At 72.2% G+C, this 19,882-nt stretch carries 17 protein-coding genes and 1 pseudogene; 12 read left to right on the forward strand and 6 right to left on the reverse strand.

Features of this window, described 5'->3' with window-relative positions:
• Positions 1-2: 2 nt before the first annotated feature.
• The 3 genes from L6E17_RS23730 to L6E17_RS23740 all read right to left on the reverse strand — a co-directional run bounded on the left by L6E17_RS23730 (position 3) and on the right by L6E17_RS23740 (position 4,451).
• Positions 3-1,943 carry a hypothetical protein gene (locus tag L6E17_RS23730; protein ID WP_236242782.1) on the reverse strand — a complete coding sequence of 647 codons (1,941 nt, stop codon included), beginning with the start codon at positions 1,941-1,943 and terminating at the stop codon, positions 3-5.
• A 97-nt stretch (positions 1,944-2,040) separates the two neighbouring features.
• Complete coding sequence (locus tag L6E17_RS23735; RefSeq protein WP_236238829.1) at positions 2,041-3,258, reverse strand: IS110 family transposase; 1,218 nt, start codon at positions 3,256-3,258, stop codon at positions 2,041-2,043.
• Between the two features lie 752 nt (positions 3,259-4,010).
• Positions 4,011-4,451 (reverse strand): PLD nuclease N-terminal domain-containing protein, encoded by a 441-nt coding sequence (locus tag L6E17_RS23740; RefSeq protein ID WP_236242783.1) that lies wholly within the window; start codon positions 4,449-4,451, stop codon positions 4,011-4,013.
• A gap of 156 nt (positions 4,452-4,607) precedes the next feature.
• On the opposite strand from L6E17_RS23740, the gene L6E17_RS23745 reads away from it, so the two are divergent.
• Genes L6E17_RS23745 through L6E17_RS23755 form a run of 3 tightly spaced genes read left to right on the forward strand, consistent with a single transcriptional unit; the run spans position 4,608 to position 7,580 of the window.
• Positions 4,608-6,059: a menaquinone biosynthesis decarboxylase gene (locus tag L6E17_RS23745; RefSeq protein WP_236242784.1), complete on the forward strand. Its 1,452-nt coding sequence runs from the start codon at positions 4,608-4,610 to the stop codon at positions 6,057-6,059.
• Entirely contained in the window at positions 6,056-6,970 is a 915-nt protein-coding gene (gene mqnP / locus L6E17_RS23750; protein ID WP_236242785.1) for a menaquinone biosynthesis prenyltransferase MqnP, read from the forward strand. The genes L6E17_RS23745 and mqnP overlap by 4 nt, the downstream gene beginning before the upstream one ends.
• Positions 6,971-7,013: 43 nt before the next feature.
• Positions 7,014-7,580: a Uma2 family endonuclease gene (locus L6E17_RS23755; RefSeq protein ID WP_236242786.1), complete on the forward strand. Its 567-nt coding sequence runs from the start codon at positions 7,014-7,016 to the stop codon at positions 7,578-7,580.
• Positions 7,581-7,582: 2 nt separating this feature from the next.
• On the opposite strand, the gene L6E17_RS23760 is transcribed toward L6E17_RS23755, so the two are convergent.
• Entirely contained in the window at positions 7,583-8,206 is a 624-nt protein-coding gene (locus tag L6E17_RS23760) for a rhomboid family intramembrane serine protease (RefSeq protein ID WP_236242787.1), read from the reverse strand.
• 116 nt (positions 8,207-8,322) lie between these two features.
• Here L6E17_RS23760 and L6E17_RS23765 point away from each other — a divergent pair.
• Positions 8,323-9,023 (forward strand): annotated as a pseudogene (locus L6E17_RS23765) (UbiX family flavin prenyltransferase).
• 112 nt (positions 9,024-9,135) lie between these two features.
• Here the strand turns inward: L6E17_RS23765 and L6E17_RS23770 are convergent.
• Complete coding sequence (locus L6E17_RS23770) at positions 9,136-9,324, reverse strand: hypothetical protein (RefSeq protein WP_236242918.1); 189 nt, start codon at positions 9,322-9,324, stop codon at positions 9,136-9,138.
• 131 nt (positions 9,325-9,455) lie between these two features.
• Between L6E17_RS23770 and L6E17_RS23775 the strand changes: the two genes are divergently transcribed.
• The 8 genes from L6E17_RS23775 to L6E17_RS23810 all read left to right on the forward strand — a co-directional run bounded on the left by L6E17_RS23775 (position 9,456) and on the right by L6E17_RS23810 (position 16,140).
• Positions 9,456-9,911 (forward strand): Lrp/AsnC family transcriptional regulator, encoded by a 456-nt coding sequence (locus L6E17_RS23775; protein ID WP_236242788.1) that lies wholly within the window; start codon positions 9,456-9,458, stop codon positions 9,909-9,911.
• 102 nt (positions 9,912-10,013) lie between these two features.
• Positions 10,014-11,177 carry an aminofutalosine synthase MqnE gene (gene mqnE, locus L6E17_RS23780; RefSeq protein ID WP_236242904.1) on the forward strand — a complete coding sequence of 388 codons (1,164 nt, stop codon included), beginning with the start codon at positions 10,014-10,016 and terminating at the stop codon, positions 11,175-11,177.
• A 283-nt stretch (positions 11,178-11,460) separates the two neighbouring features.
• Positions 11,461-12,123, forward strand: coding sequence for a UdgX family uracil-DNA binding protein (locus L6E17_RS23785; protein WP_236242789.1), 663 nt, complete (start codon positions 11,461-11,463; stop codon positions 12,121-12,123).
• 19 nt (positions 12,124-12,142) lie between these two features.
• Positions 12,143-12,667, forward strand: coding sequence for a GNAT family N-acetyltransferase (locus L6E17_RS23790; RefSeq protein ID WP_236242790.1), 525 nt, complete (start codon positions 12,143-12,145; stop codon positions 12,665-12,667).
• Positions 12,668-12,774: 107 nt separating this feature from the next.
• Positions 12,775-13,071: a DUF4229 domain-containing protein gene (locus L6E17_RS23795; RefSeq protein ID WP_308315928.1), complete on the forward strand. Its 297-nt coding sequence runs from the start codon at positions 12,775-12,777 to the stop codon at positions 13,069-13,071.
• A 449-nt stretch (positions 13,072-13,520) separates the two neighbouring features.
• The gene (locus L6E17_RS23800) at positions 13,521-14,831 is read left to right on the forward strand and encodes a dicarboxylate/amino acid:cation symporter (RefSeq protein WP_374109130.1); all 1,311 of its coding nucleotides are present in this window, start codon (positions 13,521-13,523) and stop codon (positions 14,829-14,831) included.
• A gap of 245 nt (positions 14,832-15,076) precedes the next feature.
• The gene (locus L6E17_RS23805) at positions 15,077-15,682 is read left to right on the forward strand and encodes a TetR/AcrR family transcriptional regulator (protein WP_236242792.1); all 606 of its coding nucleotides are present in this window, start codon (positions 15,077-15,079) and stop codon (positions 15,680-15,682) included.
• Positions 15,683-15,726: 44 nt separating this feature from the next.
• Positions 15,727-16,140, forward strand: coding sequence for a hypothetical protein (locus L6E17_RS23810; RefSeq protein ID WP_236242793.1), 414 nt, complete (start codon positions 15,727-15,729; stop codon positions 16,138-16,140).
• Between the two features lie 60 nt (positions 16,141-16,200).
• Here L6E17_RS23810 and L6E17_RS23815 read toward each other — a convergent pair whose 3' ends face one another.
• Positions 16,201-19,470: a VCBS repeat-containing protein gene (locus L6E17_RS23815; protein ID WP_236242794.1), complete on the reverse strand. Its 3,270-nt coding sequence runs from the start codon at positions 19,468-19,470 to the stop codon at positions 16,201-16,203.
• Positions 19,471-19,882 lie beyond the last annotated feature (412 nt).

The following is a 19,882-nucleotide window of genomic DNA, read 5'->3' on the forward strand; positions in this document are numbered from 1 at the left end:
CGTCACGCTCCGTCCTCGCTCCCCGGCGGCAACGACGGGCTGCGCCAGGCTCGGATGTCCCTCGGCCAGTGGGTGGCCGCGTCCCACAGCGCGCTGCTGCCCGTCAGGTGCCGGCCGGACAGCTGGCGCAGCTCGTACGCCATGCGGTCGACGACCTCGGCGTCGGGCAGCGTCAGCGGGTCGGTGAGCAGCCACAGGGCGTGCAGCAGCCGCCGTACCGCCATGTGCAGCGCCGCCGCGTCGCCGGTGAGCCCGGCCGGGGGCTCCCCGCCCGGGTCCTGCCCGAGGGCGAGCGCGCGGCGGGGGTCGGGCCCCGACCGGTGGAGCTCCCGGGGGTACGGCGCGGAGGCGACGAACCGCAGCCGGGCCAGCCAGCCCTGCACGTCCGGGTCCGGGAAGGCGGTCCGCAGCTCGGTCACCGCACTCTCCGTGCGGCCCAGCGCCAGTTCCTGGCGCAGCCGGTACGGGGTGGGCCCGTGCTCGTAGTGGGTGCGGAGGGTCTCGTGGACGGCCCGCCACGCGGCGTACGCGGGCGCGTCGCCGTCGTGGAAGCGCAGCCGGTGCAGCAGCAGGGCCCGCAGCAGCGGGTCGGCCACGAAGTGCGCGGGCTGAGCCGGGCGCGCGGGCCCGGTCGGCCAGCCGTCGGCGCGGAGCGTGTCGCGGGCCCGCAGCGCCACGTCGCCCTCCGCGGAGGCGGCGCGCAGCCGGGTGCGGGCCAGCACCCGGGCGGAGCCCTCGTCGTGGGCGGCGGCCAGCACCGCGAGCACCGCGGGCTCGTCGCGGTGCCGACCGGGCAGCAGCCGGGCCAGCAGTGTCTCGGCGACCGGTACGCCCGGGGAGTCCTCGCGCAGCTCCACCGTCAGGTCCAGCAGCGCGCCGGGGGTGAGCGCGCCGCGCAGTGCGGCCGGGGCCTGGCCGGCCGCCCGGCCCAGCAGGTCCACGCCGAGCGGGCGGCCCCCGGTCAGCCGGTGCACGGCGCCCGGCAGGTCGGCGGGGGCGTGCCCCGCCGGGTCGTACCGGTCGAAGAGGCTGCGGGTGTGGGCGGTGCTCAGCGGGGTGAGCTCCACGGCGAGCACGCCGGAGGTGATGTCGTCGCCGCGCGGGCAGGGCGCCAGGTGGGCGACCTCGGGCAGTCGGCGGCGGGTCGCGTGCCGCAGGCCCTCGTGGTCGGTCTGCAGGGAGGCGGCGATGACGACGAGCTGGTCGCGGCGGCCGTCGGCGCGGTCCCGCAGGAGGGGCTCGACGAGGCGGCGGCCGAGCGGCGCGTGCGCGTTGTCCAGCAGCAGGACGGGCCGTCCCCGGCGGCTGCCGAGCCGGGTGAGGCCGGTGTAGGCGCGGCGCAGGTCCTCCACGAGTGCGCCGACCAGCCGCCGCTCGGCTGCGGCGCGGCGGGGCCCGCCGTGCCGGAAGTCGACGGCGAGCCGGTGCAGGCCCAGCTTCCCGTTCCCGCCGGCGTCGCGGTATGTGCCGTACCAGCCCTCCGTGCGGCGCTGGTAGCGGCCGTACACCTCCTCCAGCACGGTCTCCACGGTGGCTTCGGCGAGGACGCCGGCCATCGGGGCGGTGCCGTCGGCGACGGTCGAGGCGAGCGTGGCGAGGACCTTGCTGACCCAGGCGGTGCCCATGCCCTTGGACTCGTCGACGGTCGCCATGACGGGGGCGAGCCGCTGGAGGTCGCGGCGGGCGCGCTCGTCGTCCTCCTGGGACCAGCCGATGCTGGTGACGGCGGCGAGGCCCAGGCAGAGGCGGGGGAACTGCACGGGCGGGGCCGAGAGCACGCGCGGTGAGAGCTGCACGGCGAGCTCGGCGAGGGCGCCGGTGACCGGGTTCCACCCGGCGCCGTGCTCGGCGGGTTCCTCGACGTGCGCGCAGTCGAGCAGGGCGAGCGGGGTGCCGCCGCGGTAGGCGTTGCGTATCTGCTTGAGGAGGGCGGTCTTGCCCATGCCGCGGCCGCCGGTGAAGACGGTGACCGGGGGGGTGCCTCTATGTCTTTCGTCAAGGCACCTCTGTCGGGTTTCGGGTGGTTCGGGCTTGCTGAAGCTATGCGGCGAGTTCGACGTCCGTCGGTGTCCGGGGTTCGTAGAAGGTGCCGTCGCGGAGCATGGCGAACAGGACGCTGATGCGTTGGCGGGCGAGGCGGAGGAGTGCCTGGGTGTGGGTTTTGCCGCGGGCTCGTTGCTTGTCGTAGTAGGTGCGGGAGGCCGGGTCGGCGTTCATGCAGGCGAAGGCCGAGAGGAACATCGCCCGTTTGAGCTGCCGGTTTCCGCCTCGGGGTGCGTGTTCGCCGTGGATCGAGGTCCCGGACTGCTTCGTGGTGGGTGCGAGGCCGGCGTAGGAGGCGAGGTGGGCTGCGGTGGGGAAGCTGGTGCCGTCGCCGACGGTAACCAGCAGGACGGCGGCGGTCCTGACGCCGACGCCGGGCATCGACGTCAGGACCGGGGAAAGAGGGTGAGCCTCCAGCAGAGCGTTGATCTGGGCTTCCATCGCCCGGCGCTGGGTGTGAACAGCGGTGAGCGAGGCGGCCAGGGAGGGGATCACGATGTCGAGGGTGCCGGTGCCCGGGACCACGACGGTCTGTTCGTCGAGCGCGTCGAAGACGTCGTCGATCAGCCGGGTGGCCATGCGCGGGGCCTTCGGGCGGATCAGCTCCACGAGTCTGCGGCGGCCTGCCTTGCGCAGGGCGGCCGGGGATCCGTAGCGCTCCAGCAACCAGGTCACGGCCTGGTGGTCCAGGCGCGGGCCCAGGACGCGCTCCAGCGAGGGGTGGAACTGGGTGAGCAGACCGCGTATCCGGTTGGAGGTGCGGGTGGCCTCGGCGGCGAGGTCCTGGTCGAAGCCGACGAGCACGGTGAGCTCGGCAGTGATCTCGTCGGTCAGTTCCAGCGAGCGCAGGGTGTGCGGCATAGTCCGTGCGGCGTCCGCGATGACGGCGGCGTCTTTGGCGTCGGTCTTGGCCTCGCCCGGGTAGAGGTCGGCGATCCGGCGCATCGCGAGTCCGGGCAGGTAGGCGACCTGGCAGCCGGCGTCGCGGGCGACGGTCAGCGGCAGGGCGCCGATGGAGGCGGGCTGGTCCACGATCACCAGGACGGTGCCGAACTTGTCGCGCAGCTTGTCGAAGACGGCCCGCAGCCTGGGCTCGCTGTTGGGCAGCGGTTTGTCGAAGACCTTCTTCCCGCCCGGGGTGAGCCCATGACCGTGGTGGGCACTCTTGCCGACGTCCAGGCCCAGGAACACGCCCACGTCTTCGATCTCGAACATCGTGCCCCTTCCCAGGGGGTGTTGGCGGTGCCGGCCTCGGCTCGGGTGTCGTGCTCGCGCATCCACGTTATGCAGACCTGCCGCCCGCGAACTGTCCGGCATTGCGCCGGACCGGACGGTGGCCGGACCTCTGATCAGCGTCTCCGACGAACACCCCCGGACCCGGTGACACCACCCCCCAGGTCATGCCTTCGACAGGGGGCAACAGTCATGCCGGGCCCGGAGGCCAGCGGCCCCGTTGCGGAGCCGCAGAAAACATAACGGGGGGGTCGTCGCCGTGCTCGTAGGCGACCTTGGCGAAGCCGTACGGAGCGAGGCCGGTCAGGCGGGCGGCGAGGCCGGCCGGATCGAGCACCGCCTCGCGGCCGTACAGCTCTCTGTCCACCCGCCACCCCCCGTAGCGTCAGCGTCACAAGACACGTCCTGTCACACTTTCAGGTGCAGGATAGCCAAGGGTGCTTGCTGTGTCGCGGAGAGTTTCGTACTGGTGCCGGGGTCGTCACCCGACCGTGACGCGCCCTCCGCGCGCGGCCGGACCGCGGAGCCGGTCGCGGGGCGGGGGCGGGCCGGTGGTCGGGGCCTGGGGCGCGGGGTGCGCGGGCCGGTGGCCAGGGGGAGCGCGGGGTGTGCGGGCCGGTGGTCAGGGCTCACGTACGGAGCGGGTGCGGGCCGGGGGTGCGGAGCGGGCGCAGCGGGTGCGGGCCGGGGCTGGACCTGGGCGCGGGGCGGGTGCGGGCCGGTGGTCCCGGCGGTCAGGACCTGGGCGTGTCGCCCTCGCCGTGCTGCTCGCCCTTCCGCCCGCCCCGCGGGCCGTCCTCGCCGCCGTCCTCCTCGCGCTGCCTGAGCTCCTCCTCGCGGCGGCGCAGGTCCGCCTCCCAGTCCTCGAACAGCGCCTCGTCCTTCTTCTTGTTCTGCTCGCGCAGGGACTCAAGGAACTCGGGGTTGTCGTCCGGGGCCACCCACTGCGCACGGGAGCCGCGGCGCCCCCCGCCGGCTGCCCCTCCGGCCGCCGCGCGCCGGGTCCTGCCCGCCACGAGCCACACGATCGGGCCGACGACCCAGAACAGCAGGATGATGAAGACCCACGCCACCTTCGGCAGGTGCTTCACTTCGTCCTCAGGGGTGTTCAGGCAGTCGATGAACGCGAAGATCGTCAGGACGATCGGCAGGATGTACATCAGTGCCCTGAGCATGTGGGACAGCCCCCTGAATGCGTTGGCGGGCCGCGTTCGGCAGCCCCGGTGACACGCCCAGCGTAGCCGGTGCCCCCCGCCCGGCCGGGGGCTCGGCGTGCACCTCGCCAGGGGCCCGCCCGGGGCGCGGCCGCGGGCATCCCGGATACTGGGCGCATGGCTTACGACGATCTCCGCTCGCTGCTCAGGGCGCTGGAGCGCGAAGGCGACCTCAAGCGCATCAAGGCCGAAGTCGACCCGCACCTGGAGGTCGGTGAGATCGTCGACCGGGTGCAGAAGGCGGGCGGTCCCGCGCTGCTCTTCGAGAACGTCAAGGGCTCCGCGATGCCCTTGGCCATGAACGTGTACGGCACGGACCGCCGCCTGCTCAAGGCGCTCGGACTGGAGTCGTACGACGCCATCAGCGAGAAGATCGGCGGCCTGCTGAAGCCGGAGCTGCCGAGCGGCTTCGTCGGGGTGCGGGAGGCGTTCGGGAAGCTCGGCGCGATGACGCACGTGCCGCCGAGGAAGGTGAAGGACGCCCCCGTCCAGGAAGTCGTCCTCCAGGGCGACGAGGTGGACCTCGACGCGCTGCCCGCGCTGTTCACCTGGCCCAAGGACGGCGGCTCCTTCTTCAACCTCGGCCTGACGCACACCAAGCATCCCGAGACGGGCGTGCGCAACCTCGGCCTCTACCGCCTCCAGCGCCACGACCGCCGCACCATCGGCATGCACTGGCAGATCCACAAGGACAGCCGCAACCACTACCAGGTCGCCGCGCGCAGGGGCGAGCGCCTGCCGATCGCCATCGCCTTCGGCGCGCCCCCGGCCGTCACGTACGCCTCGACGGCCCCGCTGCCCGAGGACATCGACGAGTACCTGTTCGCCGGCTTCGTGCAGGGCAAGCGGATCGAGATGGTGGACTGCAAGACGGTCCCCCTCCAGGTCCCGGCGCACGCCGAAGTCGTCCTGGAAGGCTGGCTGGAGCCCGGCAAGATGCTCCCGGAGGGCCCCTTCGGCGACCACACCGGGTTCTACACGCCGCAGGAGGACTTCCCGGCGCTGACCATCGACTGCGTGACGATGCGCCGCCGCCCGCTGCTCCAGTCCATCGTGGTCGGCCGCCCGCCGACGGAGGACGGCCCGCTGGGCAGGGCGACCGAGCGCTTCTTCCTGCCCCTGCTGAAGGTCATCGTGCCCGACATCGTGGACTACCACCTGCCGGAGTCCGGCGGCTTCCACAACTGCGTGATCGTCTCGATCGAGAAGAAGTACCCGAAGCACGCCCAGAAGGTCATGCACGCCATCTGGGGCGCGCACATGCTGTCGCTGGAGAAGCTGATCGTGGTCGTCGACGCCGACTGCGACGTGCACAACTACCACGAGGTGGCGTGGCGCGCCCTCGGGAACGTCGACTACTCCCGGGACCTGACGGTCGTGGAGGGTCCGGTCGACCACCTGGACCACGCCTCGTACCAGAAGTTCTGGGGCGGCAAGGCCGGCATCGACGCGACGCGCAAGCTCCCCGAGGAGGGCTATGTGCGGGACGGCGGCTGGCCCGAGATGATCGAGTCGGACGCGGCGACGGCGGCCAAGGTGACCCGCCGCTGGAAGGAGTACGGGCTGTGACCGCGGCGGAGGGCGCCGTTCCCGCGGCCGCCCCGCAGCCCGGCAGGGTCAGGGCGTTCCTGCGCCTGGTGATGATCGAGCACTCGGTCTTCGCGCTGCCCTTCGCCTACATCGCGTCGCTGACGGCGATGTTCCTCGACGGCGGCAGCGTCGACTGGTGGACGCTGCTGCTGGTCACCGTGGCGATGGTGGGGCTGCGCACCTTCGCCATGGCGGCGAACCGGATCATCGATCGGGAGATCGACGCCCGCAACCCGCGCACCGCGGGGCGGGAGCTGGTCACCGGCGCGGTGTCCGTCCGGTCCGCGTGGACCGGTGCGCTGATCGCCCTGGTGGTCTTCCTGGGCGCGGCGGCGCTGCTGAACCCGCTGTGCCTGGCGCTCGCGCCGGTCGCCGTCGTCCCGATGGTGGTCTACCCGTACGGCAAGCGGTTCACGAACTACCCGCAGGCCATCCTCGGCCTCGCCCAGGGCATGGGCCCGGTCGGCGGCTGGCTCGCCGTCACCGGGGAGTGGTCCTGGGACGCGGTGGTGCTCGGCCTGGCGGTCGGCGTGTGGATCGGCGGCTTCGACCTGATCTACGCCTGCCAGGACGTCGACTCGGACCGCGAGACGGGCGTGAGGTCCGTGCCGGCCCGCTTCGGCGTCCCGGCCGCGATCCGGAGCGCCCGGGTCTGCCACGCCGTCACGATGGCGCTGTTCGTGTGGTTCGCCGTCCTCACCGGCGGCGGCCCGCTGCTGTGGCTGGGCCTGCTGATCGTCGCCGGGGCCTTCGTGTACGAGCACACGATCGTCCGGCCGCACGACCTGTCCCGGCTGAACAGGGCGTTCTTCACGGTCAACGGTTTCATCGGCATGGCCCTGTTCGTGTGTGCGGTCCTCGATCTGGCGGTGCGCGGCCTGACTCTCTGAGTAGCGTGCGCCCTACCATCGAGTGCAAGGAAGGGAGGCTGACGTGACCGTCTCGGAGATCGACCGCCTGCACTCGCAGCTCAGCCGACTCGAGGGCATGTTCCCGGGTTATCGGTCGGAGATTGTCGAGGGCGCCCTCATGATGAGTCCGGTCAAGCCACACCACGCCCAGACCATCCGGTTGGTGTGGAACCTGCTTGAAGCCCAGGTCGAGACGGAGTGGGGTTTCATCAGCGATGTCGCCGTCCCGTTCGACGACGCCAACGAGTTCTGCCCCGACCTCGCGGTGATCCCTGAGGCCGAGGTGAGCAAGAACCTCAGCGCCTACGGACCGGAGCTCATCGAACTCGTGGTGGAGGTCGTCTCTCCGAGCAGCGTGCGCAACGACTACGAGATCAAGGACACGGCCTACGCGCGGCGCGGTATCCCGCACTACCTGATCTTCGACCCGTACCGGCGGCAGTGTGTGACGTTGTGGAATCCGGGCCCCGACGGATACCGAGGCCGGGACGTCATTCCCTACGGCAAGACGTTCACTGTCGACTCGGGTGCTGGTCGTCTCGCAATCGACACCAGCCGGCTCCCCGTCGATCCCCGGTCCGAGGCCTGACCTCAGGCGTCCGGGCCGGGCGCGCCCGCCCGGCCCGGTCGCCGCCGCCGGAAGACGAACGCCGCCGCCACACCCGCGACCAGGCCGAACAGGTGGCCCTGCCAGCTCACGTCCGACTGGGTGGGCGATATGCCGAGCAGGACGGTCGAGCCCCACACCAGGCCGATCACCAGGCCCACGCCGATGTCCAGCGCCTTGCGGTCCACGAAGCCCCGCACCACCAGGTAGCCGAAGAGGCCGAAGACCAGGCCCGACGCGCCCGCCGTGTTGCTGTACGCGGGCGACACCAGCCAGACGCCCAGGCCGTCCACCACGATGATCATCGCGGCCACCGCGAGGAAGCGGCGGATGCCGCCGAGCGCCGCGAGGAAGCCGAAGACCAGCAGCGGGACCGAGTTCGCCGCCACGTGGCCGAAGCCGAAGTGGAGGAACGCCGCCGGGACGACGTCCCGCAGTTCCCCGACCTCCCGCGGGGTGATCCCGTACGGGTCCAGCGCGTGCCCGGTGAGCAGGTCGGCGACCTCCAGCAGCCACAGCAGGGCGATCCAGCCCGCCATCAGCCACGCGGCGGCCTTCACCCGGTCCGCCCCGGTCCACTCTCTTCCCGCCGCCGTGCTGCTGCGCATCGCGCCCCCCGTACCTGTCGCGCGTCCCACGGTGGGGAAACGCGCGGCGGACCGGGCCGGTTCCCCGGCGGACCGCGCGGGGCCCCGCGCTCCGGCGGGCGGATAGGCTCGTCGGCGTGGAGCCCGTACCGGTGGTGGAAGAGCAGCAGGCAGCGCGGCAGCGGCGGCCGTGGGTCGTCGGGGTGTCCGGGGCGTCCGGCACACCGTACGCGGCGGCCGTGCTGCGGGGCTGCTGGCCGCCGGGGAGAGCGTGGACCTCGTCGTCTCGCGGGCCTCGCGGCTGACGCTGCTGGACGAGACGGGCATCGCGTTCCGCGACGCCCGCTGGCGCGAGGACCTCGCGCAGTGGCTGGCGCGCGGGGCGGACGGCTCGGCGCGCGCCTTCGACGTGGACGTGGCGGGCGCGGACATACGGCACTGGGCGGCGGGCGACCTGGCCGCCGGGCCGTCCTCCGGCTCGTACCCGGCCAAGGGGATGCTGATCGTGCCCGCCTCCACGGCGTGTGTGGCGGGGGTGGCGCTGGGCCTGTCGAAGGACCTGCTCCAGCGGACGGCGGGCGTGACGCTCAAGGAGCGGCGCCCGCTGGTCGTCGCCGTGCGGGAGACCCCGCTGAACGGGCCGACGCTCAGGCAGCTGGTGGCGCTGGAGGAGGCGGGCGCCGTGGTGCTGCCCGCCTCTCCGGCGTTCTACGCGGGGGCGACGCACATCCAGGACCTGGTGGACTTCGTCGCCGGCCGGGTGCTGGACGCGGCGGGGGTGCCGCACGGGCTGTACCGCCGCTGGAAGGGAGAGCTCGGTGGCTCCCGCAAGGACTGACCGGCCGGCCGGCCACCCGGTCGGCCGAGGGCCCGGCCGCCGGGCGGGCGGGCCTCCGGCCGGTGGTGCGCACTCCGGTGCGGGGCCGCAGCGGGCGCGGGGTGCGGTGGGCTCAGTGCTTCCGGCCGCGGGTACGGCGTGCGCGGCCGCCGGCCGCGCCGGCGTCCTCCCACACCTCGGTCTCCCGTCGCACGACGCGCTCGGACGGGGCGAAGCTGCTGACACGCGAGCGGCTGGCCTGCTCCTGCAGGTAACGCATCTGGGCGTAGGCCATCTCGATCGTGTACACGGTGGGTGTCATCTCCTCAGGGATCGTCGTTGATCGACTGAACACAACACGGGGTCACAGATTCTCAGGTCATTGACCCCGCTTCGCCTTAGATTCTACAGTAGAACTTGCGGTATCGCTGAACAATGGAAGGCTTCAGGCATATGGACGCCGTGGACAGGCAGCTCATCCAGGCTCTGCGCGAGAACGGCAGGGCCTCGTACGCCGAGCTCGGCCGACTCGTCGGGCTCTCCGGGCCCTCCGTCACCGACCGCATCAACCGCCTCGAAGCGGCCGGGGTGATCACCGGCTACCGCGCCACGGTCGACGCGGCCTCGCTCGGCCTCGGTGTGACCGCCCTCGTCGGCATCCAGCTCTCGGACGCCGCCGACCACGAGGACGTGGCCCGTCGCCTCAAGGACCTGCCGGAGATCGAGGACTGCTGGTTCATCGCGGGCGACGACTCGTACATGCTCAAGGTCCGGGCCAACGACGTGGACGGCCTGGAGAAGATCATCCGCCGCCTCTCCGGCACCAAGGGCGTCTCCCGCACCCGCACCACGATCGTGCTGTCCACGAAGTGGGAGAACCGGGTCGGCGAACTGCCGGACGAGGTCTGAGGCCCCGCGCACCACGGGGTCGCCGGGCCCGGAAGGCGGGGGAGTACGGTAAGTGGAGCCCGAAGGGCACCGAATGGCGGAAGACGTATGGGAGGCGGCCTGATGGACGCGGGGCTCAAGCGCGAGCTGGAGGAGAAGGTCCGGTCCGGTGAACGGCTGACCCGTGAGGACGGTATCGCGCTGTACGCGTCGGACGACCTCGCCTGGCTCGGCGGCCTCGCCCACGAGGTGCGCACCCGCAAGAACGGCGACGTCGTCCACTTCAACGTCAACCGCCACCTCAACATGACGAACGTGTGCACCGCGTCGTGCGCCTACTGCTCCTTCCAGCGCAAGCCGGGGGAGAAGGACGCGTACACCATGCGCATCGAGGAGGCCGTGCGCCTCGCGAAGGCGATGGAGTCGGAGAACCTCACCGAGCTGCACATCGTCAACGGGCTCCACCCCAACCTGCCGTGGCGCTACTACCCGCGCTCGCTGCGGGAACTGAAGAAGGCCCTCCCGAACGTCTCCCTGAAGGCGTTCACGGCGACGGAGATCCACCACTTCGAGACGATCTCCGGCATGACCGCCTCGGAGATCCTCGACGAGCTCATCGACGCCGGCCTGGAGTCGCTCACCGGCGGCGGCGCGGAGATCTTCGACTGGGAGGTGCGCCGGCACATCGTCGACCACCGCACCCACTGGGAGGACTGGTCGCGCATCCACCGCCTGGCGCACGAGAAGGGCCTCAAGACGCCGTGCACCATGCTGTACGGCCACATCGAGGAGCCCCGCCACCGCGTCGACCACGTGCTGCGGCTGCGTGAGCTGCAGGACGAGACGGGCGGCTTCCAGGTCTTCATCCCGCTGCGGTACCAGCACGACTTCGTGGACATGCAGGACGGCAAGGTCCGCAACCGCCTCCAGGCCCGCACCACCATGGCCACCGGCGCGGAGGCCCTGAAGACGTTCGCGGTCTCCCGGCTGCTGTTCGACAACGTCCCGCACGTCAAGGTCTTCTGGGTGATGCACGGTGTGCAGACGGCGCAGCTCGCGCTCCAGCACGGCGCGGACGACATGGACGGCTCCGTCGTCGAGTACAAGATCACGCACGACGCGGACAACTACGGCACGCCGAACAAGCTGACCCGCGACGACCTGCTGGAGCTGATCCGCGACGCCGGCTTCCGCCCGGTGGAGCGGAACACCCGCTACGAGGTCATCCGCGAGTACCCGGGCCCGGACCCGGACCGCCGCGAGTCGCCGCAGCCGATGCGGGTCTGAGCCCGAGGCCCCCGCGGGCGGCGCAGACGGGACGGCCGGGACGGCCCGGCCGCCCGGCCTACCGGCCCCGCGTCACGCCCACCGGCCCCCGTCACCGGCCCCCGTCACCGGGCCGCCGGGCCCCCGTCACGCCCACCGGCCCACCCGGCCTCCAGGCGACCGCCCCCGCCGCCCCGCCCGGCGGGCCGCACCCGCCCGTGCCCGCACGGCGGACCGTACGGCGAAGCGGACGGCGCCCGCGGCGCCGGGGTGACAGGCGGGCCGCCGGGGGTACCCGGCGCGCATGGCGAGGACCGCGAGCACGCAGCGCCCCGAGGGCGCGTACACGGCGGAGCCCTTCGTGCCGGAGGGCGCCGGGCTCGCCGAACTCAGGGAGGCCGCGGGCGGCTGCCGCGGCTGCCCCCTGCACGAAGCGGCCACGCAGACCGTTTTCGGCGCCGGCAGCGCCCACGCCCGGGTGCTCCTCATCGGCGAGCAGCCCGGCGACCAGGAGGACCGGCAGGGCAGGCCCTTCGTCGGGCCCGCGGGCCGCGTCCTCGACCGCGCCCTCGACGAGGCCGGCATCGACCCGGACGACACGTACGTCACCAACGCCGTCAAGCACTTCAAGTTCGCCCACGTCCCGGAGCGCGGCAAGCGCCGCATCCACAAGGCGCCCACCCTCCGCGAGGCGACCGCCTGCAAGCCCTGGCTCGACGCCGAGGTCCGGCTCGTCGACCCGGACGTCCTGGTCGCCCTCGGCGCCACCGCCGGCAAGGCGCTGCTCGGCTCGTCGTTCCGGGTCACCCGGCAGCGCGGCATCCTCCTGCCGTACGAGGAGCGCGGCGACTGCCTGGTCGCCACCATCCACCCCTCCGCGGTCCTCCGCGCGGGCGACCGGGACCGCGAGGCGGCGTACGCGGGCCTGGTGTCCGACCTGGCGGTCGCCGCCGAGGCACTCCGCTGAGCGGCTTATCGTCGGAGGCATGCCGCTCAACTTCGTCCTGGACCCGCCCGTCGACCAGCACCTCCGTGACGGTGTCCTCACCCTGTGGACGGACGTCACCAACGCCGGCGGGGCCGTCGGCTTCGTGCCGCCCGTCACCCCGGAGGACATCCGCCCGCAATGGGTGCAGCACCTCACCGCCCTCGCGGACGGCCGCATGCGGCTGCTCGCGGGCTACGACGAGGAGCAGCGGATCGCGGCCACCGCCTTCGTCGCCTTCAACAGCCACCGGCTGATGCAGCACTGGGTGTGGCTCTACACGGTCATGGTCCACCCCCGGCACCACGGCACGGGCTGCGGCCGCGCCCTGCTCGCCGCCGCCGAGGCCGCCGTGTGGGACATGCCGGGCATCGAGGCGATACGCCTCACCTGCCGCGGCGGCCTGGGCCTGGAGCGGTTCTACGCCTCCTGCGGCTACAAGGAGGTCGGCCGCATCCCCGACGCGATCCGGGTCGGGGACGGCGAGTACCGCGACGACATCCACATGCTGCTCCCCCTGAAGTGATCGATACGGCACGTGCTTCACTAGTCGGACAGGACCAGTCAGACCAGTCAGCACGTCGGGCCCGCCCAGCGCGGTCCCGGGACCGTACGGAGAAGGAAGGGCCCGCCGTGTCCGCCACCCCCACCAGGTCGAGCGCCACCCTCAAGTACACCCTCATGCGCTTCGGCGTCTTCGCCGCCTGCTTCGTCGTCCTGTACACCCTCGTCGCCTTCGGCCTGGTCCCGCGCGGCCTCGGCGACTCGAACGGGCTGTGGGTACTGCTGCTGTCGATCGTCGTGTCCGCGCCGCTCAGCTACGTCCTGCTGCGCCGGCAGCGGGACGCGATGTCGGCGCAGATCGTCGAGCGGGTCGACAAGGCGAAGAACCGGCTGAACGCCAACCGCGCGCAGGAGGACCACGCGTAGGAGGGCGCCACGTAGGAGGGCCACGCGCAGGAGGGCCACGCGCAGGAGGGCCACGCGTAGCGCTATCGCGTACGTCACACACCGCACACGCATTCCGGGCACCCCGGGACGGGAACACGGCTCCCGTCCTGGGGTGTTGCACATTCCAAGGTCGAAGCAGGGCTCCCACCCCTCAAAGAACGCCTTTGAGGCTCTCAAAGTTCAGGTGTTAACGTTCAGGCCATGAAGACCGCAGCGCGCCTCCCGTACCGGGCCATGAGCACCCCGCTCGTGGCGCGCCTGCACGTCGACCTGTGCCGCTGTTTCTCCGCGGCGTGTCGCAGCCGCGCAGCCTGAGGCCCTGAGGCCCTGCCTGCCCCGGCCCGGCTCTCCCCGGCGGCGCCGCCCCGAGCGCGCGGGCGCCCCGCAGCACCCTTGCCCCCGTACGTCCCCTCGCGCACTACTGGAGTGTGTCCGTGTCCGCGCGCCCCCTCGCCAAGGTGCCCTTCTGGGCCCAGATAGTCGCCGGTCTCGTCCTCGGTGTGGTCCTCGGCTGGATCGCCCGCAGCTACGACGTGGCCTGGCTCTACACCACCCTCGACAAGGTCGGCCACATCTTCGTCCAGCTGCTGAAGCTGGCCGTGGCCCCGCTGGTCTTCTTCGCGATCCTGGTGTCCGTCACCAACCTGCGGAAGGTCGACAACGCCGCCAGGCTGGCCACCCGCACCCTCCTCTGGTTCATGATCACCTCGCTGATCGCGGTCGCGATCGGCCTGGCCATCGGCCTGCTGACGAACCCGGGCGCCGGCACCGGCCTGACGCCGATGGACGGCAAGAAGCCGGAGAACGCCGGCTCGTGGCTGGACTTCCTGACCGGCATCATCCCGACGGACGTCATCACGCCGTTCACCGAGCTCAACGTCCTGCAGATCGTCTTCATGGCGGCCGTCGCCGGTGTCGCGGCCCTCAAGCTCGGTGAGAAGGCGCAGCCCGTCCTCGCCCTGAGCGAGTCCGTGCTGCAGCTCCTCCAGAAGGCCCTGTGGTGGGTCATCCGCCTCGCGCCGATCGGCACCACGGGCCTCATCGGCTACGCCATCGCCGAGTACGGCTGGGACCTGATCGGCAAGTACGCCACGTTCACCGCGGACGTCTACATCGGCTGCGCCCTCGTGATCTTCGGCGTGTACCCGCTGCTCCTCGCCACGGTCGCCAAGGTCAACCCGCTGCAGTTCTTCAAGGGCGCCTGGCCGGCCATCCAGCTGGCCTTCGTCTCCCGCTCGTCGGTCGGCACCATGCCGGTGACGGTCCGCGTGACCGAGCGCCTGGGCGTGCCGAAGGAGTACACGAGCTTCGCGGTGCCGTTCGGCGCCACCACGAAGATGGACGGCTGCGCCGCGATCTACCCGGCACTGGCGGCGATCTTCATCGCGCAGATCTTCAACGTCGAGCTCGGCATCCAGGACTACGTCCTGATCGCCTTCGTCTCCGTCATCGGCTCGGCGGCGACGGCGGGCCTCACGGGCGCGACGGTCATGCTGACCCTGACCCTCTCCACCCTCGGCCTGCCCCTGGAGGGCGTCGGCCTCCTCATGGCGATCGACCCGGTCCTCGACATGGTCCGCACCGCCACGAACGTGGCCGGCCAGGCACTGGTGCCGGTCGTGGTCGCCGCCCGGGAGAAGATCCTCGACCTGGACGCGTACAACTCGGCGTCGGCGTCCCCCGTGGACGACCCGGAGCCGGCCGGCGAAGAGCGCGAGGCCGTCCCCGCCGCCGCGTAGCGCCCCTGCTCGTGCAGGCCCTGCGTCAGGGAGGACCTGCCCCGTGCACACGCCGAAGCGCCCCGGACCCGCGGTGGTCCGGGGCGCTTCGGCGTGCGGTGTCACAGGCGGTGGCAGCCCGGCGACCGCAGGTGATGCTGCTGCCCGGTGCGGGGTGACACTCCCTCACCTCACCGGGTCCACGCCCCCCGTTGGCCCGCGCCGAGGGGGCACACCCATGCGAAACCGCCCAGTAGTCTGTCGCCATGGACACCAGGGCCAAGCGCCTGCCGCGGGAGGTGCGGGAGCAGCAGATGCTGGACGCGGCGGTCCGCGTCTTCGGCCGCAGGGGCTACCAGGCGGCGTCGATGGACGAGATAGCCGAGGCGGCAGGGGTGTCCAAGCCGCTCGTGTACCTCTACCTCACCTCCAAGGACGCGCTGTTCAGCGCGTGCATCCGCCGGGAGGCGTCGGCGCTCAAGGCGGCGATCGAGCGGGCTGCCGCCGACGCCCGCCGGTCCCCGGAGCGCACGCTGTGGTCGGCGCTCCTGGCGTTCTTCAGCCACACGGCGCAGCATCCGGACGGCTGGGCGATCCTGCACCGCCAGGCCCGCACCCACGGCGAACCCTTCGCCGCGGAGGTCGCGTCGCTGCGCGCGGAGATCGTCGCGTACGTGGCGACGCTGGTCACCTCCCACGCGCAGGTCCCGCAGCGGGTGGCGGCCCCCCTGGCCCACGCCCTGGCGGGCGCGGCCGAGTCCCTGGCGGACTGGGCCAACGACACCCCCGGCGCCTCCGCCCGCGACGCCGCGACCACCCTGATGACCCTCACGTGGCCGGGCCTCTCCCGCCTCACCGCGGATGCGTCCTGACCGGTGCGGTACGCACGGATCACCCCGCTCCCCGACCGGTACGGGTGGCCCTCGACCCGCGGCCCTACCGGGACGCCCTGCCGGGCCTGCTCGACGCGCTGCCCCCGGGGGCGCGGCGCCTCGCGCAGGACCCGGCCCACCACGACTTCACGAGTCCCCGCTGCGTCAAGGACCTGACGCTCGCCCGCTCGACGCTCACCGACAGCGGGGGCGCGCTCGCCCTGGAACTGGCCTTCACACCGAACGAGTGGAAGCACGCGGGCGCCCTGCACCTGCGGTACGCGGACGTCCGCACCTTCCGCCTGGAGGCCGACGAGCCGGACGGCCACCACCTCCGGCTGGGCGCCCTGCAACTCGACGAACTCCTCCCGCACCCGGCGGGCGTCTCCCACGAACTGGCCTTCGTCTGCGGCACCCTGGCGGTCCACGCCGCCGACCTCACCGCCGCCTGGCACTGAACGGCGGAGCCCCCGGCCGGGGGTACCGGTCGGGGGCTCCGCGTCGCTGGGCGCCCGGGGTCAGCCGATGGCCGTGTATCCGGACCAGCTGGTCCCTACGGAGTCCTTGATGATGTAGAAGGCGTTCGCCGAGGTGAGCCCGATCGCCCGGCCCGGGTAGACGCGTGCCTGGCCGCCGGCGAAGAGCGCGATGACGTCGGGCACGCCGTCCCCGCTGATGTCCGGGGTGCCGGTCACGATGGGCAGCGCCGAACGGGACCAGCCGGACGGTCCGTATGTGTCGAGCTGCCCCGCGGAGGCCGCCTTCGTGCCGATCGACGCCAGGGCGAGGCCGCCGCCCGCCGCCTTCTTGCCGTACCGCAGGTGGAGCTGCCCGGTCGGGTTGTTCCGGTAGACGAGGTCGGGCGCCCCGTCCGCCGTGACGTCGCCGACCTGGACGAGGTCGCGCTCGCTCCAGGCCTCGCCGGTGAGGTGCGCGGCCTTGGCGAAGCTGACCCCGGTGTAGCCGGTGAAGGCCCACAGGTCGGTGCCCGCGAGGGCCAGCAGGTCGGCCCGCCCGTCGCCGGTGACGTCGCCGACGGCGAGGATCTGCCGCAGCGACGCCGGTGCGGGGGCCCCGGACGGCAGCAGCACCTCGACCCGGCGGGTGACGTCGAAGCCGCCGTACCCGTCGCCGGGGTACACGTACAGCTTGCCGTCGGGCATCCGCGCCACCAGGTCCTGGACCCCGTCGCCGGGCAGCCAGTCGCCGTTGTGGGTGATGAGCGCCCCGGTCCAGTAGCCGTCGGCCACGAGCTGCGCGGAGCCGTCGGCCGTGTCGGTCGTGTACGCGGCGGGCATGGACGTGTGGAGCCGGTCGCTGCCCTTGGCCTTGGCGTGCAGGGCCAGGTTGCCGTCCGCGTCGACGGTGTACAGGTCGGGCACCTGGTCGCCGGTCACGTCCATGGGGCTGTCGGACACCGGCGCGGGCCGCACCTGGAAGGTGTACACCGTGGCCCGCGAGATGTTGCCGGTGCCGTCCACGGAGCGCACGTACAGCGCGGTCGGCCCGGCGTGCGGCGGGGTGAGGGTGACGGTCACGGGCCCGCCGGTCGTGGCGGCCCTGGACGCGAAGGCCGTGGTGAAGCCGTACTGGTACTCCTTCACGTCCGTCGACCCGGCCGGGGAGAAGGTGAACCGGCCGGAGCCGCCGAAGGTCACCGTCGACCAGACCGACCCGTCGTCACCGGACGGCGGGAAGGCGTCGGAGACGACCTCGGGGCTGTTGGGCGCGGAGTGGTCGACGGTGAACTGGCACGCGGAGCCCGTCTCGGCGGGTCCCCACCGGGTCGTCTCCCCGAGCGTGTCGACGGGCATCGCCTCCCATGAGTAGGCCTTGCCGCTGGTGAACTTCGACCAGGGGTACGTCGCCGTGACCGTGCCGCTGCTGTTGGGCGTGAGCGTCTGGTGGACGACGGCGGAGGTGGTGGAGTCGCTGCCGCTCGGCCAGACCTTCAGGACGATGGACTTCAGGTTGCCGTCCGGGTCGCTCGCCGTGACGGTGAAGGTGATGTCCGACTTGCCGATGCCGGGATACGGGGCCGTGTAGTCGCAGGTGCCGCCCGGGTAGGTCTTCATCGCCGACGCCTTGGGCGAGTTCGGCGGGCGGTTGTGGGTCACCTCGATGTACGGCGCGTTCTCGCCGTTCGCCGTGAACTTCTTCCACGCGTAGGTGTCGCTCTCATTGGCGGCGCGCAGCCCGAGCGTGAGGGTGCTCCAACTCCGGTCGGCGCCCTTCTGGGCCGCCGACGTGATGTTCAGAGCCGACCACTGGTCGGGGCAGTCGGCGCTGTATCCGTAGCCGTTGCTCTTGCTGTCGAGTACCTCTCCCCACGTCGGCTGGTTCTTCCAGGTGCTGGAGGAGGAGATGGACCCGGTCAGGTGCAGGTTGTACTGGCGTGCGCTGCATCCCCACGAGTAGATCTGGCGGGCGCGGAAATACGCCGTCTGGATCTTCGTCCCGTGCAGTGCCTGGCCGAATTCAAAGGTGAAGACGGAGCGGGAGAGGCCGCCGGTCGTCCGCTCGTACCCGACCCGCGCCTCGTTCGCGCCGTCGTTGAAGTTCTGCCCGTTCCAGAAACTGGACGAGGGGTATTTCGCGTACAGCGTCGTCCAGTTGAGCTTCCGCCCCTTGAAGGAGGGGTCGATGAAGACGGGGTACGTGGTGTCGGGGTCCGCCAGCATCCGGTCGGCGCCGACGAGGTCCAGCTTGCCGTTCGCGCCGAGGGCCGCGTCGAGCACGGCGTCACGGGTGCCCGGCTGAGGGCCCGCCAGCCCGGGCAGGGCCAGGGAGGTGCCGCCCACCGCGGGGTCCGGCGTCGGCGTCTCGCCGATGGTGGTGCGGACCGGGGCCGAGGAGTCCCACATGTACGGCGTGGGCGAGGCGGCGAACTCCTGGCCCGCGCTGTCCCGGGCGCTGACCGCCTTGGACTCCGGGTCCATGACGAACGTCAGGGTGGGCGAGGCCAGATGGTAGGAGAGCCGGTCGAGCAGCGGGTCCTGCGCGGCCTCGCGGTCCTTGACGACGAGGACGTGGGAGAAGCCGCTGTCCCGCGCGGTGAGCAGCAGGTCGATGCCGGGCCGCACGTCCTCGTACAGCGCGCGGGGACCGCTGACCACGGGTGCCGGCAGCCGGCCCGGCCACTTGACGACCATCCGGTGGCGCCCCGTGGTGAGCTGCACGAGGTCGCTCCAGTCGGCGGGGTCCTTCTCGGCCGTGCGGTCCGCCGTGCTGCGGACGAGGGCGGTCCGCGGCAGGGAGCGGGAGGCGCGCTCGCCCTCGCCGCCGCTGCCCGCGCTGAAGAGCAGCGGGTCGTTGACGGCCTTGGGCGCGTATCCGCCGTCGACGCGCCGGAGGTCGGTGTCGACGGGCTTCCACTCGCCGTCGACCTCGGCGCGGATCGACGAGCTGTGGATGCGGGTCCGCAGCAGCCCGTCGGGCTGGGCCCACGTGGTGGAGCCTGCACTGCGGTACGCGGTGACCTCGACGTCCTTGCCGGTGCGCTTCGCCTTCCGCATCGCCGCGTCGGCGGTGACCGGCTGCTCCGGCGCGGCCTTCGCCGTCTCGGGGCGATCGGGACGAGCGTGGGTGTCGGTGCCCTGCCCGGCCCGGACGCCGAGGGGTACGGCCACGGCGACCGCCAGGAGAGCGGCCAGGGCGGCGTAGCGGCGGCGCCGGCGGCTGCGCTTTCCCGGTGCGGCGAGTGGATCCGGAGGGGACGCTGCCGCTCCGGGTCTTTTCTCCGATGGCGCGTTCTCGTCGCTCTCCACCGTCTTTGAGGCGGCGTCCATGACTTCCTTTCCCCCCGCGGGCGCCTGGTTGTCGAGCGGCCCTCGGAACTCCTGCCGGCACGCAGATGTGTGCCAGCAGAGCATGAACCATGTTCACGATTTCGTCACGCCCCTTTCGAGCGGGGGCGACTGAGAACCGGAGCGCCGGGTGGCGGCGTCCCTGGGGGTGGTGATGAGGAGGCGTATTCACTCCCCGGCGGGAAGCGGGCGTGTCCGGTGGGGCGTTTCACGGTCAAACCAGGCAGACAGTGAGCCTTTTTGTGCCGGTAGAGCGCCAAGATCCGCAGAAAAGTCGATCACAGCGACATGTGCAGCGATGTACGGCGACGCCCCGTCAACTCCCCTTCGCCCTGTGCATATACATCCATCGCGTGATTGAGGTCACAGCTGTTCGAGGCTTGTGGATTTCGCG

It is taken from the genome of Streptomyces sp. CC228A, assembly GCF_021390935.1.
Classification (GTDB): Bacteria; Actinomycetota; Actinomycetes; order Streptomycetales; family Streptomycetaceae; genus Streptomyces.

Coding starts and splice junctions, on each gene's coding strand:
- L6E17_RS23730 (WP_236242782.1), bottom strand. CDS start 1,943: ATGGGCAAGACCGCCCTCCTCAAGCAGATACGCAACGCCTACCGCGGC.
- L6E17_RS23735 (WP_236238829.1), bottom strand. CDS start 3,258: ATGTTCGAGATCGAAGACGTGGGCGTGTTCCTGGGCCTGGACGTCGGC.
- L6E17_RS23740 (WP_236242783.1), bottom strand. CDS start 4,451: ATGCTCAGGGCACTGATGTACATCCTGCCGATCGTCCTGACGATCTTC.
- L6E17_RS23745 (WP_236242784.1), top strand. CDS start 4,608: ATGGCTTACGACGATCTCCGCTCGCTGCTCAGGGCGCTGGAGCGCGAA.
- L6E17_RS23760 (WP_236242787.1), bottom strand. CDS start 8,206: ATGCGCAGCAGCACGGCGGCGGGAAGAGAGTGGACCGGGGCGGACCGG.
- L6E17_RS23770 (WP_236242918.1), bottom strand. CDS start 9,324: ATGACACCCACCGTGTACACGATCGAGATGGCCTACGCCCAGATGCGT.
- L6E17_RS23775 (WP_236242788.1), top strand. CDS start 9,456: ATGGACGCCGTGGACAGGCAGCTCATCCAGGCTCTGCGCGAGAACGGC.
- mqnE (WP_236242904.1), top strand. CDS start 10,014: ATGGACGCGGGGCTCAAGCGCGAGCTGGAGGAGAAGGTCCGGTCCGGT.
- L6E17_RS23785 (WP_236242789.1), top strand. CDS start 11,461: ATGGCGAGGACCGCGAGCACGCAGCGCCCCGAGGGCGCGTACACGGCG.
- L6E17_RS23790 (WP_236242790.1), top strand. CDS start 12,143: ATGCCGCTCAACTTCGTCCTGGACCCGCCCGTCGACCAGCACCTCCGT.
- L6E17_RS23805 (WP_236242792.1), top strand. CDS start 15,077: ATGGACACCAGGGCCAAGCGCCTGCCGCGGGAGGTGCGGGAGCAGCAG.
- L6E17_RS23815 (WP_236242794.1), bottom strand. CDS start 19,470: ATGGACGCCGCCTCAAAGACGGTGGAGAGCGACGAGAACGCGCCATCG.